Genomic DNA, 14,947 nt, shown 5'->3' with positions numbered 1-14,947 from the left:
GTCCGCGCCGCTGGGCCTGACCCCGCGCGAGTACGAGGTGCTGCGCCTGGTCGCCGAGGGCCGCAGCAACCGCGACATCGCCGAGGCGCTGTTCATCTCGGTCAAGACGGCCAGCGTGCACGTGTCGAACATCCTCGGCAAGCTCGACGTGGCGAACCGGGGCGAGGCCGCCGCGACCGCGCACCGGCTCATGCTGTTCGCCGGCTCGGCGGGCCGCTCCGCCGGGCGGCCGGGCGCGGGCGGGCATGGTTCCGGCGGGCATGGTTCCGTGGCGGGAACCCCCCTCCCGGACCCCCGCCACCGAACCGTCGGACCACACGGGAACTGACGTGGCCGGCCTTCACGGCCGCGCGCCGCGGAAGCATGCGGTGCTCCTCCCCCCGGAGAGGCGGCCCGCGACCGTTCCGGCCACTGCCCAGTGTGCTCCGCCCGTTGCGCCGTGCAACGGGCGACATACCGAAAACGGCGGGCACGAGTTCACATGGTGATGATCTCGTGCCCGCCGCGGGCGCGCCGCACCCCGCGCTAGCGCGGGACGCGGGCCACGCAGAAGACGGTCTGCCCGAACGGCGGCCGGACGAGCCGCTCGATGGTGCGGGTCACCGGCACCACGGTCCGGTCGTAGATCTTGACCAGCCGGGGGTCGGGGTAGCCGGCGCCGCCGCGGCGGACCGCGAACCACCAGGCGATCCCGCCGAGGAAGTTGATCGGCTTGAGCACCTCGGGGACGAGCCCGGCCTCGCGGACCGAGGCCTCCAGCGTCGCCGGGGTGTAGCGCGTGACGTGCCCGACCTTGCGGTCGAAGTCGCCGTACAGCTGCATGTAGCCGGGCACCCAGATGACGATCCGCCCGCCGGGCAGCGTGACGGACGCGAGGTCGCGCAGCGCCTGGACGTCGTCCTTGATGTGCTCCAGGACGTTCATCATCACGACCGTGTCGACCTTCTGCCGGATGTCGATCTCGGCCGGCAGTTCGAGGTCGATGACCTCGACGTCGTCGTTGTCCTCGTAGCGCTTGCGCAGCTCGCCGACGCAGTACGGGTCGTTGTCGCTGACGGCGAGGTAGTCGAGGCGGCCGGCGAACTGCTCGGAGAAGTGCCCGAGCCCGGAGCCGATCTCCAGCAGCGAGCGTCCGACGTGGGGAGCGACGGTCTCGTACTCGTACTTGCGGTAGTTGCGGGCCTCGTCACCGCCCAGGTGGTTCTCCAGCGCCCCGTCGCCGGCGGCGGGCTGGATGACCTCTCCGTCCCCCGCGGTGGGCGCCGCGGGCGCGGGTTTCGGGCCGCTTCCGAGTAGATTGAGTAGGGTTCCTGCGATGGACTTCTTCTGACCAGGTTGCTGCATACTTCCCGCTCGCTGGGTGCGTTGGCGTTCTGCTTGTTTTCGCCGGATCGACGGGCCGGATCCCTCGGGATGGCCTGATCTCTGGCGCAAGGTCGGGACAGTCTACCCATCCGTACGCAACCGCAATGCCCGGCGTTCGGGAATCGGTGCACGGGACCGGCGACCGGTCTGTCCCGGTGTGACCGGTCCCACCGACCGGCGACCGGGACACGCCACCGTAGCGCACAGCAGTCCGCCGGTCACGCACCGCAGGTCAGAACGGCGTTCTCAGCCGATCGTGCGGTGCACGCTCTCCCTTTCGCTCGGACCTGGTTCGGCGGGCGCGATCCACGGTCCGGGAATGGAGGGGTCCAATACGCCTTCCTCGACCCAGGCGAAATCGCCGGCGAGGACGGCGCGCGCGAGTTTCACGTCCATCTCGTCGGTGTTGCGCCACAGCCCGTCGAAGAGTTCGTCGACGCGGACGCGCGCCTGCCGGCAGAACGCGTCGGCCAGCAGCACCGCGGACGCACCGGGGACATTGGCCTCGCTCGCGCCGTCAACAATGGATCCGGAAAGCGGACCAAGGCCCGAGGAATCGGCATTGGCGCGGACGCAGACGGCGCTCATCGCGAACAATTCCGCGCCGATGTCGACCATCCGGCCGAGGAAGCCCTGCTTGTACTCCAGCCGCCCCTGCCAGCGGCCCGCCGCGTAGAAGATGGACCGGGCCAGCTTCCGGGAGGCGCGCTCCACGTACCGCAGATGCTTGGCGAGCGCGCCGAACTCGGCGTACGCGTTCGGCCGCTGCCCCGCGCCCGTCACGAGGGTCGGCAGCCAGCGCGCGTAGAAGCCGCCCGCCTTCGCCGCCGCGCGCGCCTTCCTCCCGGCGGACGCGTCGGGGTCGATGATGTCGCCCGCGACGGACAGGTGCGCGTCCACCGCCTCGCGCGCGATCAGCAGATGCATGATCTCGGTGGAGCCCTCGAAGATCCGGTTGATCCGCAGGTCGCGGAGCAGCTGCTCGGCGGGCACGCCCCGCTCGCCGCGCGCGGCGAGCGACTCGGCCGTCTCGAAACCGCGGCCGCCGCGCAGCTGGACCAGCTCGTCGGCGATCCGGCAGGCCATCTCCGACGACCACAGCTTCGCCAGCGCCGCCTCGATCCGGATGTCGTTGCGCTCGTCGTCGGCGAGCTGGCCGGACAGGTCGAGGACGGCCTCCAGCGCGTACGCGGTCGCGGCGATGAACGCGATCTTGCGGGCCACGGCCTCGTGCTCGCCGACCGGCCGCCCCCACTGCACGCGCTCCTTCGACCACTCGCGGGCGATCTTCGCGGCCCACTTGCCGCTCGCCGCGCAGATCGCGGGCAGCGAGAGCCGCCCGGTGTTCAGCGTGGTCAGCGCGATCTTCAGGCCCGCGCCCTCCGCGCCGATCAGGTTGGCCTTCGGGACGCGCACGTCGTGGAAGCGCGTCACGCCGTTCTCGATGCCCCGCAGCCCCATGAACGCGTTGCGGTTCTCCACGGTGATGCCGGGCGCGGCCATGTCCACGATGAACGCGGAGATGCCGCCCCGGTGCCCGTCGGACTTCGGCACCCGCGCCATGACGACGACCAGGTCCGCGACGACGCCGTTGGTCGTCCACAGCTTGACGCCGTTGAGGACGTAGTCGTCGCCGTCGGGGACGGCGGTGGCGCGCAGCCGCGCCGGGTCCGAGCCGACGTCGGGCTCGGTGAGCAGGAACGCGCTGATCTGCTTCGCGCACCGCGGCAGCCAGTGCTCCTTCTGCTCCTCCGTGCCGAACATCTTCACCGGCTGCGGGACGCCGATGGACTGGTGCGCCGACAGCAGCGCGCCGAGCGCGGGGCTCACCGACCCGACGACCATCAGGGCCCGGCCGTAGTAGAGCTGGCTGAGCCCGAGGCCGCCGTAGTGCTCGGGGATCTTCATGCCGAGCGCGCCCATCTCCCGCAGGCCGTTGACCACGTCGTCGGGGATGCGGGACTCGCGCTCGATCAGCGCGGGGTCGATCCGGGTGGCGCAGAACTCGGTGAGCCGCGCGAGGAACGCCTCGCCGCGCCGGCGCGACGCCTCGTCCGGACGGGGATGGGGATGGACGAGGTCGAGCCGGAAGTCGCCGAGGAAGAGCTGTTTGCCGAAGCTCGGCAGCCGCCACTCGCTCTCGCGGGCCTCCTCGGCGACCCGCCGCGCGGTCCGCTCGTCGACGGGGGTCTGGCTGCGACTCGGCTGGCTCATGCCGGCTCCTCGGAAGCGTTTCCCCTGCTCCCGCCCGCCCTTCGGGCGGCAGCCCTGGGGGGTCTGGGGGATCCGCCCCCAGAGGTTGCACTGTCCCGAAATTACTCCCCGGCCGTCCCGCCGTGTACTCCCGCGCCGTCCAGGCGTGTCGCGCGCGAGGGGGCCGAGTACCGCCAAAGCCCTTGACCTCGCCAGGCGGGAGGGGTTCGCTGTGCGTGATGGATGAGACACGCAGGCCCACTCTCATCGCCTCGGTGCAGCGGGCGCTGCACCTCATGGAGGTGGTGGCGTCGCATCCGAGCGGCGCGCCCGCGAAGCAGCTGGCCCGCGAGGCCGGGCTGCCCCTCGCCACCGCCTACCACCTGCTGCGCACCCTCGCCTACGAGGGCTACGCCATGCGGCTCCCGGACGGCGTCTGGGTGCTCGGCGACCGCGTCCAGTCGCTGCACGGCCGGAGCCGGACGCAGCAGTTGCTCGCCCGGGTCCGCCCGACGCTGATCGCGCTCCGCGACGAGCTGGGCGTCGCGTGCTACTTCGGCATGCACGTGGACGACGAGATCCGGCTCATCGACATCGCCGACGGCCCGCGCGCGCCCCGCGTCGACGTCTGGGTCGGCTTCGACGAGTCCGCGCACGCCACCGCGCTCGGCAAGTGCATGCTGAGCCAGCTCGACGACGAGCGGCTCCGCGACTACCTCTCCCGGCATCCGCTCGTCGACCTGACCCCGAACACCATCACCGAGCGGGCCCGGCTGCTCAGCACGCTGACCTCGCCCTGCGGGCTCTCCCTCGACCGCGACGAGTACGCCCTCGGCACCGGCTGCGCGGCGGTGCCGGTCACGGACGCGACCGGCACCGCGATCGGCGCGCTCGCCATCTCCTGCCGCACGGGCAGGCTCCCCCGGATCGAGAAGTCCGCCGACCGCATGCACGCCCGCGCCGCCGAGCTCCAGCGCACCCTCACCCTCACCGCGACCAGCTGACCGCGCCCCGCGCCCCGCCGAGCCATCGAGCCGGTCGCGCGGCGGTCAGCGGCCCTGGAAGTCGGGTGCGCGGTTCTCCAGGAACGCCGTGATGCCCTCCTTGGCGTCCTCGGTGGCGGCCAGGCCGACGAGCTCGGACAGCAGGTGCTCCACCTGGTCCTCCAGCGGACAGCCCTCGATCGCGAAGAACGCGTCGCGGCCGCGGCGCAGGCCGAGCGGGCTCTTGGCCGCGATGGTGCGGGCCAGCTCGTCCACCCGCGCGTCCAGCTCGGCGCGCGGCACCACCTCGGTGACCAGGCCGATGTCGCGGCCCTCGGCCGCGGTGACGCGCTGCCCGGTGTAGTAGAGCTTGAACGCGTGCTTCGGCGCGACGTTCCGGTTGATGATCGCCATGATCATCATGGGCCACAGGCCCACGTTGACCTCGGGGGTGCCGAGCTTGACGTCATCGGCCGCCACCACCAGGTCGCAGGCCGCGGCGAGGCCGAGCCCGCCGGCGACCGCGTGCCCGGCGAGCCGCGCGATGATCGGCTTGCCGAGCTTCGGGAACGCGGTGAACAGCCGGAACGGGGCGCTCTCCCGGATCGCCGCGGCGTCCGCGACGGACCGTCCGTCCGCCTGCGCCCGCCCGAGCCCGCCGAGGTCGGCGCCCGCGCAGAAGGCCCGGTCGCCCGCCCCGGTCAGCACGATGACCCGGACGCCGTCGTCGGCCTTCGCCCGCTCGAACGCGTCGAGCAGCTCGTCGATCATGGTGTCGCTGAGCGCGTTGCGGGCCTCGGGCCGGTTCAGCGTGATCCGCGCGACCCGTTCCGCGACCTCGTAGACGATCGTCTCGTACATGCTCCACTCCCCGCCGCTCCACCGGAAGGCCATCATCTCGCCCCCGCAGACACCCGTGGCCCACCCCCTGAACCGAGGATGGGCCACGAAGAACCGGCCGGGAGCGCGGAATTACAGGCGCTCGATGATGGTGGCGTTGGCCTGGCCGCCGCCCTCGCACATCGTCTGGAGGCCGTAGCGGCCGCCGGTGCGCTCCAGCTCGTGCAGCAGCTTGGTCATCAGGATGCCGCCGGTCGCGCCCAGGGGGTGGCCGGTGGCGATGGCGCCGCCGTTGGGGTTGGTCTTCTCCAGCGAGGCGCCGGTGTCGTGCGCCCACGCCATCGGGACCGGGGCGAACGCCTCGTTCACCTCGAAGACGTCGATGTCGTCGATCTTGAGGCCGGCCCTGGACAGCGCCTTCTCGGTCGCCGGGATCGGGCCGGTCAGCATGTAGACCGGGTCCGAGCCGGTGACGGCGAGGGTGTGGATGCGGGCGCGCGGGGTCAGGTTGTGCTGCTTGACGGCCTCCTCGGAGGCGATCAGCAGCGCCGACGCGCCGATGGAGATCTGCGAGGACACCGCGGCGGTGATGACGCCGCCCTCGCGGAGGGTCTTCAGGCCCGCCATCTTCTCCAGGGTGGTGTCGGGGCGGGCGCCCTCGTCCTTGGACAGCCCGGCGAGCGGGGCGATCTCGCGGTCGAAGTAGCCGGCCTCGATGGCCTTGGCGGCGCGCTTGTGGCTCTCCAGCGCGAACTTCTCCAGGTCCTCGCGGGTGAAGCCCCACTTCTCGGCCATCAGCTCGGCGCCGCGGAACTGGGAGATCTCCTGCTGGCCGTAGCGCTCGCCCCAGCCCTCGCCGTACGGGAAGTCGAGGCCCTGGACGATGGTGGCGCCCATCGGCACCTTGGCCATGTGCTCGACGCCGGACGCGACGACGAGGTCCTGGGTGCCGGACAGGACGCCCTGCGCGGCGAAGTGGATCGCCTGCTGGGAGGAGCCGCACTGGCGGTCGATGGTGACGCCGGGCACGCTCTCCGGCAGCCCGGCCGACAGCCAGGCGGTGCGCGCGATGTCCAGCGCCTGCGGGCCGGCCTGCATGACGCAGCCCATGATCACGTCTTCGACCGCGGAGGGGTCGACGCCGGTCCGGTTCACGAGCTCCTTGAGCACGTGCGCCCCGAGGTCGGCGGGGTGCACGTCCTTGAGGGCGCCCTTCTTGGTACCGACGGGGGTACGGACCGCGCCGACGATGTACGCCTCGGCCACTACGCCTCCAAAATTCTGGGGTTCCGTCCCGAAACCGAGTGAGATTCGGTCGTCAGTATGAGATTACATCCCTCATAGCGCAACGCCATGTGAGCTGAGTCTCGGCGGAGCGATGCTCACCGTACGACGAAAGGGTTCCCGAGGGGGTCCGTGACGCGGGCGCGTCAGGACGCGGTCTCGGCGGGCCGGCCAGGCTTCAGGACGTTCCCGTCGGCGTCCTCCCCCAGCGAGACGCGGGCGAGCTTGGTCAGCACGTCCGACAGCTCCGGATGCTCCTCGGGCGACCAGCCCTCGACGTGCTTCTCGAGGCCCTCGCGGCGCGCGGCGAACAGCCGCTCCGCGGTCGCCCGGCCGGACGGCGTGACGGCGAGGACGTCGCCGGCGCGCCGGACGTACCCCGCGTCCACGAGCCGGTCGACGTACGGGCGGCCCTGCTCGACGGGGACGCCGGCGCGGTCCGCGAGGTCCATGCCGGCGACCGTCCCGTCCTTGGCGATGCGGCACAGCGCCCAGATGCTGCCCGCGGGCATGTCGACGCCGCAGAGGCGGGCGAGCCGGTTGTAGACCTCCGCGGCCTTCGCGTCCCGCCGCATGAGCTCGCTGAGCGCCCGCTCGATCTCGTGCCGGGACGAGCGGACGGTCGGCGCCGCGCCGAACCCCTCGCCGTAGTCGCGGGTCTGGGAGGTGGCGCGGAGCGGCACCTCGCGCAGGAACCAGGTGAGGACGAACGCGACCCCCGCGACGGGCACGGCCCACAGGAACACGGTGTCGATGGACTGCGCGTAGGCGTGCAGCACGCCCTGCTTCACCGAGCCCGGGAACCGGTCCAGCAGCTTCGGGTTGCCCTGCACGGCGGACGGGTTGAAGCCGGGCGGCAGCATCCCCCGCCTGGCGAGGCTCTCCACATGCGAGGCCAGCTCGTTGCTGAAGACGGAGCCGAACACCGCGACACCGAACGACCCGCCGATCTGCCGGAAGAACGTGACCCCGGACGTCGCGGAGCCGAGGTCCTGGTAGGAGACGGCGTTCTGCACCGCGATGACGAGGACCTGCATCACCAGGCCCAGGCCGAACCCGAGGAGCGCGAAACGCAGGCTCATCGACAGCGTCGAGGAGTTCTCGTCCAGCCGCGACAGCAGGAACAGGGCGATCGCGATGAGCGGCGTGCCGATCACCGGGTAGATCTTGTACCGGCCGGTCCTGCTGATCAGCTGCCCGGAGCCGATCGAGGCGACCAGCATGCCGATCATCATCGGCAGTAGGTGCACGCCGGACAGGGTGGGCGAGACGCCGTGCACGACCTGCAGGAAGATCGGCAGGAAGGTCAGCGCGCCGAACATCGCGAAGCCGACCGCGAAGCTGATCGCCGAGGACAGCGAGAACACCGCGTGCCGCAGCAGGTGCGGCGGCATGATCGGCTCGGCGGCGCGCCGCTCGACCAGCAGCCACACCGCGATCAGCGCCACCGACACGACCGCGAGCACGATGATCGGCGCGGACAGCCAGTCGTAGCGGGTGCCGCCCCAGGTCGTCATCAGCACCAGCCCCACGGACCAGCCGACGATCAGCAGCGAGCCGAGGTAGTCGATGCGGTGCCGCTCGCGCTCCCCCGAGGCGTGCAGGACGGCGGCGATGACCAGCAGCGCGACGATGCCGATCGGGATGTTGATGTAGAACACCCAGCGCCAGGACAGGTTGTCGACGAACCAGCCGCCGAGCAGCGGCCCGCACACGCTGGCGATACCGAAGACGGCGCCGAACATCCCCTGGTAGCGGCCCCGCTCCCGGGGCGGCACGACGTCCCCGACGATCGCGACGACCAGCACCATCAGCCCGCCGCCGCCGAGGCCCTGCAGCGCCCGGAAGAAGATCAGCTCCGTCATGTCCTGCGCGATGCCGCACAGCGCCGACCCGACCAGGAAGAGGACGATCGACCCCTGGAACAGCCGCTTGCGGCCGTACTGGTCGCCGAGCTTGCCCCACAGCGGCGTCGAGGCGGTGGACGCCAGCAGGTACGCGGTGACGACCCAGGACAGGTGATTGAGGCCGCCGAGGTCGCTGACGATGGTGGGCAGCGCGGTGGAGACGATCGTCTGGTCGAGCGCCGCCAGCAGCATGGCCAGCATCAGCGCGCCGAGGATGACGTACAGGTCCCGGCCCTTGGGCATGGCCTCCTCGCCGCGCGCCACCGTGTCAGCGGTCATACCGCCTTCCCCCCTCGCCGACCGACGGGGGAGGTCTACCCACAGAGATCACCCCAAATCGGAACCCGGCGGCGGCGGGTCGGGGCCCCGGCGCGGCGGCCGGGGCCCTGCGGGGACGTCAGCGCACGATGTCGCGGGCCACCTTGGCGGCGCCCAGGGCGGCCGAGCCCCCCGCGATGGCGGTGGCCCCGGCGGTCACCCACAGCGGGAGGCCGCGGCGGGTGCGCAGCCCGCTGACCGTGTCGAGCGCGTCGACGAGCAGGCCCGCGCGGGCCCACAGCCGCCGCCCGTGCCCGTCGCTCAGCAGGTAGCCGGCGCCGAGGGCGATCTCGCGGGCGGCGAACATCCGGGCGACGTAGTCGCGTCCCGGGTCGGTGCCGCCGGCCGACGTCATCGCCTTCACGGCCAGCTTCGGCGCGGCGAACGCCGCGAGGCCCAAGGCGACCCGCGCCCGCGCCACGTTGGTCATCAGGTCGTCCAGCCGGTCCCGGCCGTCTACTTCCTTCGCATCTGCCACATGCGCGAGGTTATCGGGCGGCTCGCCGGGCTCCTACTCCGAGGTAACCCTTGCCTTACGCGTCTATCGTTCTAGGAGGCGGCACTCCCCCCGGATTGAAGGTGACCATGGACGAGGGCCTTCTCAGCCTCGCGGTCGTCGCGCTCCTCGCCGCGTTCTGCGTGCGCTGGGTCGCGGTGAAGCTGCGCATGCCGATGCCCACCCGAGCCGCGGTGATCATCGTGTTCGTGCTGGTCGTCGGGGCGCTGTACGGCGAGCACCTGAGAGGCTGACGCGGCGGGGCGGTGAATTTCCCACCCCGGGATCCGAACTTCCCGCCCCGACCGGGAGTCATAACTGGCGAAACCGGCTTCACGCTGTCCCCGTGCCCGAGGAGCCGGTCCGAGCCGAGGGAGACCACCCGTGCCGCATCCGGCGACCGCGGTCCACGAGACCACCGGCGGCATCGCCCCGCACCTGAGGCGCCTGCTGGAGTTCGTCGAACCCGACCGCGACGACGTCTGCCTGGACGTGGCGCGCGGCCGCGGGCCGATGCCCGCCGCGCTGCGCCCCCGGGTCCGGCACGTGACGGCGGTGGACGCGACGCCCGCGCCGGAGGAACCGGGCAGGAACGGCCGGATGGCCACGGTCGAGTTCGGGACGGGCCCGGTGCGCATCACCGGCTCGCCCGACGACGGGGACCGGCCGCCCGCCATGGCCACCCGCGAGGACCCGCGCCCCCGCCCCGCCGCCCCGGCGGTCGAGGCCGACGCCACCGCGCTGCCCTACCACGACAACACGTTCTCCCTGGTCACGGCCCGGTTCTCGCTGTACACGCTGGGCGAGCCGGAGCGGGTGCTGCGCGAGCTGCTCCGCGTCTGCCGGCCCGGCGGGCGGCTGATCATCGCCGACCTCGTCCGCGGCAACCTGGCCGGCCCCGAGCGCGACCGGATCGAGCGGCTCCGCGACCCCGACCACCCGGGCACCCCGTCCATCGCCCGGCTCACCGAGATGATCACTTCCGCGGGCGCGTCGATCCGCCGGCTCGACGTGTTCACGGTCGAGCGGCCCGTGGAGCCGTGGCTCGCGGGCGCGCGGGACGAGGCGTCCGCCGACCGGATCCGCGAGGCGCTCACCGACGAGGTCGACGGCGGCCCCCGCACCGGCGCGAAGCCCCGCGTGATCGGCGGCGAACTCTGGTTCACCCAGTCCTGGGCCCACGTCGCCGCGGAGCCCATCTGACCGGCCCCCGGGCCCTGGAAGGCGTTACGGGACGAGGACGGCGGCTCCGGTGAAGCGGTCGGCGGCGAGGTCGGCGAGGGCGCGGTCCGCGGCGTCCAGCGGGTAGGGGTGCGTGGTGACGGCGACGTCGAGGCGGGCCGCGAGGCGCAGGAACTCCTCGCCGTCCGCGCGGGTGTTGGCGGTCACCGACCGGACCTGCCGCTCCTGGAACAAGTGCCGCTGGTAGTTCAGGGGCGGGACGTCGCTCAGGTGGATGCTGGCGACGGCGAGCGTGCCGCCGCGGTCCAGGCGTTCGAGCGCGGCGGGGACGAGCTCGCCGGCCGGCGCGAAGACGATCGCGGAGTCGAGCGGGTCCGGAGAGGCGTCGAAGGAGTCGCCGGCCCAGGACGCGCCGAGGTCGCGGGCCAGCTCGCGGGCGGCGGGGCTGCGGGTGAACACGTGCACGTCGGCGCCCTCGGCGAGCGCGATCTGCGCGGCGAGGTGCGCCGAGCCGCCGAACCCCCAGATCCCGAGCCGCCCGCCCGGCGGCAGGTCGGCGCGGCGCAGGGCGCGGTAGCCGATGATGCCCGCGCACAGCAGCGGCGCCGCGCGCACGTCGTCGAGCTCGGGCGGCAGCGCGTAGGTGTAGGCGTCGACGGCGAGGGCGTACTCGGCGTAGCCGCCGTGGGCGTCCCAGCCGGTGTAGACCGAGTACGGGCACAGGTTCTCGGCGCCGCGGCGGCAGAACCGGCACGCCCCGCAGGTGCCGCGCAGCCACGCGACGCCGACCCGGTCGCCGACGGCGTGCAGCGCGCCCGCGCCCGCCTCGGCGACCTCCCCGACGATCTCGTGGCCGGGCGTCACGCCGGGCAGGTGGACGGGCAGGTCGCCCTCCGCGACGTGCAGGTCCGTCCGGCAGACGCCGCAGGCCAGGACGCGCACCAGCAGCTCCCCCGGCCCCGGCGACGGGACGTCCCGGTCGGCGCGGCGCAGCGGCCCCGAGGCGATCGGAGCCGGCGCGTCCACCGCCCAGGCCCGCATCACGGGGTCAGCGGCAGCTCGAACCACACGGCCTTGCCGTCGTTGGTCGGACGGGCGCCCCACCGCGTCGCGAGCTGGTCGACGAGATAGAGGCCGCGGCCGCCCTCGTCGGTCTCGCCCGCGCTGCGGATGCGCGGCAGCCGCATGTCGGAGTCGAACACCTCGACCCAGATCGCGTCGCCGCCGCGCCGCAGCCGGAGCCGGAACTCCTTGGTGGGCGGCTCGCGGCGGCCGAGGTCGGCGCCGAGGTTCCAGTCGTCCTCGTCGAACCCGCCCGCGTCCATGGCGGGGTCGAGGCCGCCCTCGAACGCGCCGCCGACCTGCGCGGTGTTGAACTGGACGGGCGGCGGCGCGCTCAGCGGCTCGCCGCCGCGGCCGGGCGGCCCGGCGGGCACCGGGACGACCATCTCGCGGCGCGGCTGCGGGGTCGAGGTGGCGTGCAGCACGACGTTCGTGACGACCTCGGAGACCAGCAGGCAGGCCAGCTCGGCCTGCTCGTCGAGCATGCCCCAGGACGCGAACGCGTCGGCGGCCATCCGGCGCGCCTCCGACACCATGATCGGCTCGGCGGGGAACGTGCGCTCCTCGACCGCCAGCTCGTCGGCGGCGGTGCGGATCACCACGATCGCCACGTCGTCGTCGATGTCGCCGGGGACGGCGTCGTAGGCGGCGTTCGCGATGGCCTCGACGCCGCCGCGCGCGACCCGCTGGACGGCGTCGCGGACCATCTCGCGGGACTCCTCCCGCGTGTAGTACTCGCCGTCGTCCTTGGGCCGCCGGTCGATGAGGCCGTCGGTGTACAGCACGAGCGTCGAGCCGGGCTTCAGCTCCGACTGCTCCTCGTTGAAGAGGATCTCGCCGCCCATGCCGGGGGCGCGGACGCCGAGCATGGCGCCCTCGCTCTCGAAGTCCAGCTCGCCGACCTCGCCGTCCACGATGAGCAGCGGCGGGTCGTGGCCGGCGTTGGCGAACTCCAGCACCCGCGACCACGCGTCGTACACGAAGTAGGTGCACGACACCAGCGGCGGGCGGACGAGGTCGTCGCTGTTCCAGCCGGACCGCATCCGCTCCGGGCGGGTCATCGTGCGGACCCACTCGTCGAGCTTGCGCAGGATGTCGGCCGGGGGCTTGTCGTCCTGGGCGAAGGCGCGCAGCGCGGCGCGCAGCTGGCCCATCACCGCCGCGGCGCGGGCGCCGCGGCCCTCGACGTCGCCGATGACGAGCCCGACGCGTCCGGCCGACAGCGGGATCACGTCGTACCAGTCGCCGCCGACCTGGGTCTGGATGCCGTGCCCGTGCGCCTCCAGCGGGCGGGCCGGCTCGTACCGCCAGGCGATCTGCAGGCCGTCCAGCGGGGGCGGGCGGTCGCCGGGCAGCAGGTGCTTCTGGAAGGCGAGCGCGGTCTCGCGCTCCTCCTCGAACAGCAGCGCGTTGTCGACGGCGAGCGCGACGCGGCTGGCGATGGCGCCGAGCAGGTCGCGGTCGAAGCCGTCGTAGTGCGGGTCGGGCCGCTTGGACAGGTTGGACAGCGCCAGGCTCATCACGCCGAGCAGCTCGCCGCGCACCAGCAGCGGCGCGGAGATCACCGAGGTGATGCCCATCGACTCGCCGAGCCGCTGGGACGACTCGGTCGGCGCGGCGAAGCGGTGCTGGACCATGTCCTCGACGAGGACGGCGTCGCGGCGCGCCATCGCCTTGGCGCTGAAGTGGCCGGGCGGGTACGAGACGGGCTCGCCGACCTCGGCCCAGGTGCCGGGCGGCGGCTCCCAGTTGCCGGCGTGCCGGGACACCCGCCGGTAGAGCCGGTCGCCGCTGTAGAGGTCGATGAAACAGTGGTCGGCGAACTGCGGGACGAGGGTGTCGGCGACGCGCCGCAGCGTCGACTCCAGTTCGAGGGACCCGGCGAGCCGCTCGCCGATCCGCTCCAGCAGCCCGTACCGCTCCTGGTCGCGCTGGTTCGAGCGCAGCGCCTCCCGCGCGAAGATCACGACGCCGTCGACCGCGCCGGACGGGTGCCGCAGGGGGACGGCGTGCGCGCGCGTGTAGACGGTGGTGCCGTCGGCGCGCAGGTTGCAGAAGGTGCCCTCCCAGACGCCGCCCTTCAGGACGTGCCGGGCGAGCTCGGTGGCCTGCTCGTGGTCCTCCTCGGCGATGCCGAGCGACAGGATGGAGTGCCCGATGATCTCGTCGCCGCCGAACCCGAAGAGCTGGCGCGCGAACGCGTTGCCGTAGATGACGTTGCTGAAGCGGTCGCAGACGATGACCGCCATCTCCATCTGGTTGAGGACGGTCTCGGGCGGCAGATGCGCCTCGAAGGGCGCTTCCCCCCAACGCTTCATCTCCCCATCCCGATCACAGTCGCGGTCCCGCCGGTGGCCGCGTCGCGTCCGCGCGGCCGGGCCGCACCGCCCGCGGCGATGATCACCGGGCGTCGCGGCGCGGTCCTCGTTCGTGTTCTCCTCGTCGTATTGAACGACGAACCCGCCGCCGGGATACGCCCGAACGGCGCGATGGTATGGAGATCTTCGGTATAGACCGTCGCGGCGGGGGCGGGGGGCGGCACGCCGACCGTGTCAGCGCCTGCTGACGAAGACGTGCTCGGCGATGTCGCGCGGCAACTCCGTCGCAGCACCGTCGGCCTCGTCGTCACAGGTCACCCGCACCCCGTCATCGGTCGCCCGGAGAGTCACCTCTCGTCCCGGTTGTATCCCTATTTGCTTGAGTCTAAGCATCAGGTCGCTGTCCATCTGCACCTGCTCGCTGATCCGCCGGACGACGGCGGCGGCGCCCGACGCGCTCGCGACCGCGGTCATCACCGACAGCGGCGCCGCGGCGTCGTCGTCGCCGTGGCCGCCCAGCTCGTCCAGGCCGGGGATCGGGTTGCCGTGCGGGCAGGTGGTCGGGTTGTCCAGCAGCGCGACCAGCCGCCGCTCGACCTCCTCCGACATCACGTGCTCCCACCGGCACGCCTCGATGTGGACGTCCTCCCAGGGCAGTCCGATGACGTTGACCAGGAGGCATTCGGCGAGCCTGTGCTTGCGCATCACGCGGGTGGCCAGGCCGCGGCCGCTGTCGGTCAGCTCGAGGTGCCGATCGCCCTCGACCCGCAGCAGCCCGTCGCGTTCCATCCGCGCGACCGTCTGGCTCACCGTCGGGCCGCTCTGGGAGAGCCGCTCGGCGATGCGCGCGCGAAGGGGGATGATCCCCTCCTCTTCGAGCTCGAACACCGTCCGGAGATACATCTCCGTGGTATCGATCAGGCCGTGTGAGGTCACAGCTCCCTCCAGTCTTATGGCCTTGAAGTCTACTTGCTCGGGCCCACCGTCGCCGGATCGCGC

Annotated in this window: 13 protein-coding genes; 4 read left to right on the top strand and 9 right to left on the bottom strand. The window is 72.7% G+C overall.

Annotated elements, in window-relative coordinates; genetic code table 11:
* Positions 1–328 (top strand): response regulator transcription factor (locus ABZ914_RS18135; RefSeq protein WP_500194146.1); only part of this gene is annotated, 328 nt, incomplete at its 5' end.
* 197 nt (positions 329–525) lie between these two features.
* On the opposite strand, the gene ABZ914_RS18130 is transcribed toward ABZ914_RS18135, so the two are convergent.
* Both ABZ914_RS18130 and ABZ914_RS18125 read right to left on the bottom strand, forming a co-directional pair.
* The gene (locus tag ABZ914_RS18130) at positions 526–1,344 is read right to left on the bottom strand and encodes a class I SAM-dependent methyltransferase (RefSeq protein WP_500194144.1); all 819 of its coding nucleotides are present in this window, start codon (positions 1,342–1,344) and stop codon (positions 526–528) included.
* A 267-nt stretch (positions 1,345–1,611) separates the two neighbouring features.
* Positions 1,612–3,579: an acyl-CoA dehydrogenase family protein gene (locus tag ABZ914_RS18125; RefSeq protein ID WP_190860338.1), complete on the bottom strand. Its 1,968-nt coding sequence runs from the start codon at positions 3,577–3,579 to the stop codon at positions 1,612–1,614.
* Between the two features lie 218 nt (positions 3,580–3,797).
* On the opposite strand from ABZ914_RS18125, the gene ABZ914_RS18120 reads away from it, so the two are divergent.
* The gene (locus ABZ914_RS18120) at positions 3,798–4,562 is read left to right on the top strand and encodes an IclR family transcriptional regulator (RefSeq protein WP_500194142.1); all 765 of its coding nucleotides are present in this window, start codon (positions 3,798–3,800) and stop codon (positions 4,560–4,562) included.
* A 45-nt stretch (positions 4,563–4,607) separates the two neighbouring features.
* Here the strand turns inward: ABZ914_RS18120 and ABZ914_RS18115 are convergent, their stop codons facing one another.
* The 4 genes from ABZ914_RS18115 to ABZ914_RS18100 form a co-directional block, all read right to left on the bottom strand.
* A complete protein-coding gene (locus ABZ914_RS18115; RefSeq protein ID WP_500194141.1) occupies positions 4,608–5,402 on the bottom strand; it encodes an enoyl-CoA hydratase-related protein in 795 nt (264 codons plus the stop codon).
* A gap of 111 nt (positions 5,403–5,513) precedes the next feature.
* A complete protein-coding gene (locus tag ABZ914_RS18110; protein ID WP_500194139.1) occupies positions 5,514–6,647 on the bottom strand; it encodes an acetyl-CoA C-acetyltransferase in 1,134 nt (377 codons plus the stop codon).
* A 164-nt stretch (positions 6,648–6,811) separates the two neighbouring features.
* Positions 6,812–8,851 (bottom strand): MFS transporter, encoded by a 2,040-nt coding sequence (locus ABZ914_RS18105; protein WP_500194137.1) that lies wholly within the window; start codon positions 8,849–8,851, stop codon positions 6,812–6,814.
* A gap of 118 nt (positions 8,852–8,969) precedes the next feature.
* Positions 8,970–9,368, bottom strand: a complete 399-nt coding sequence (locus ABZ914_RS18100; RefSeq protein ID WP_500194136.1) for a hypothetical protein — start codon at positions 9,366–9,368, stop codon at positions 8,970–8,972.
* 107 nt (positions 9,369–9,475) lie between these two features.
* Here ABZ914_RS18100 and ABZ914_RS18095 point away from each other — a divergent pair, with 107 nt between their 5' ends.
* Both ABZ914_RS18095 and ABZ914_RS18090 read left to right on the top strand, forming a co-directional pair.
* The gene (locus ABZ914_RS18095; RefSeq protein WP_173096635.1) at positions 9,476–9,640 is read left to right on the top strand and encodes a hypothetical protein; all 165 of its coding nucleotides are present in this window, start codon (positions 9,476–9,478) and stop codon (positions 9,638–9,640) included.
* A gap of 130 nt (positions 9,641–9,770) precedes the next feature.
* The gene (locus ABZ914_RS18090) at positions 9,771–10,589 is read left to right on the top strand and encodes a class I SAM-dependent methyltransferase (protein ID WP_500194134.1); all 819 of its coding nucleotides are present in this window, start codon (positions 9,771–9,773) and stop codon (positions 10,587–10,589) included.
* Positions 10,590–10,613: 24 nt separating this feature from the next.
* Here ABZ914_RS18090 and ABZ914_RS18085 read toward each other — a convergent pair whose 3' ends face one another.
* From ABZ914_RS18085 to ABZ914_RS18075, 3 genes are all read right to left on the bottom strand, one after another.
* Positions 10,614–11,609: a zinc-dependent alcohol dehydrogenase family protein gene (locus tag ABZ914_RS18085; protein ID WP_500194147.1), complete on the bottom strand. Its 996-nt coding sequence runs from the start codon at positions 11,607–11,609 to the stop codon at positions 10,614–10,616.
* Positions 11,609–13,948 (bottom strand): SpoIIE family protein phosphatase, encoded by a 2,340-nt coding sequence (locus ABZ914_RS18080; RefSeq protein WP_500194132.1) that lies wholly within the window; start codon positions 13,946–13,948, stop codon positions 11,609–11,611. Before ABZ914_RS18080 ends, ABZ914_RS18085 begins: the two co-directional genes overlap by 1 nt.
* Positions 13,949–14,182: 234 nt before the next feature.
* Positions 14,183–14,884: an iron-dependent transcriptional repressor DtxR gene (locus ABZ914_RS18075; protein ID WP_500194131.1), complete on the bottom strand. Its 702-nt coding sequence runs from the start codon at positions 14,882–14,884 to the stop codon at positions 14,183–14,185.
* Positions 14,885–14,947: the final 63 nt, after the last annotated feature.

Source organism: Spirillospora sp. NPDC046719, assembly GCF_040645715.1.
Classification (GTDB): domain Bacteria; phylum Actinomycetota; class Actinomycetes; order Streptosporangiales; family Streptosporangiaceae; genus Spirillospora.
This window is presented reverse-complemented; position numbering and strand designations above follow the sequence as displayed.

Coding starts and splice junctions, on each gene's coding strand:
- ABZ914_RS18130 (WP_500194144.1), bottom strand. CDS start 1,344: ATGCAGCAACCTGGTCAGAAGAAGTCCATCGCAGGAACCCTACTCAAT.
- ABZ914_RS18080 (WP_500194132.1), bottom strand. CDS start 13,948: ATGAAGCGTTGGGGGGAAGCGCCCTTCGAGGCGCATCTGCCGCCCGAG.
- ABZ914_RS18125 (WP_190860338.1), bottom strand. CDS start 3,579: ATGAGCCAGCCGAGTCGCAGCCAGACCCCCGTCGACGAGCGGACCGCG.
- ABZ914_RS18105 (WP_500194137.1), bottom strand. CDS start 8,851: ATGACCGCTGACACGGTGGCGCGCGGCGAGGAGGCCATGCCCAAGGGC.
- ABZ914_RS18095 (WP_173096635.1), top strand. CDS start 9,476: ATGGACGAGGGCCTTCTCAGCCTCGCGGTCGTCGCGCTCCTCGCCGCG.
- ABZ914_RS18115 (WP_500194141.1), bottom strand. CDS start 5,402: ATGTACGAGACGATCGTCTACGAGGTCGCGGAACGGGTCGCGCGGATC.
- ABZ914_RS18085 (WP_500194147.1), bottom strand. CDS start 11,609: ATGCGGGCCTGGGCGGTGGACGCGCCGGCTCCGATCGCCTCGGGGCCG.
- ABZ914_RS18120 (WP_500194142.1), top strand. CDS start 3,798: ATGGATGAGACACGCAGGCCCACTCTCATCGCCTCGGTGCAGCGGGCG.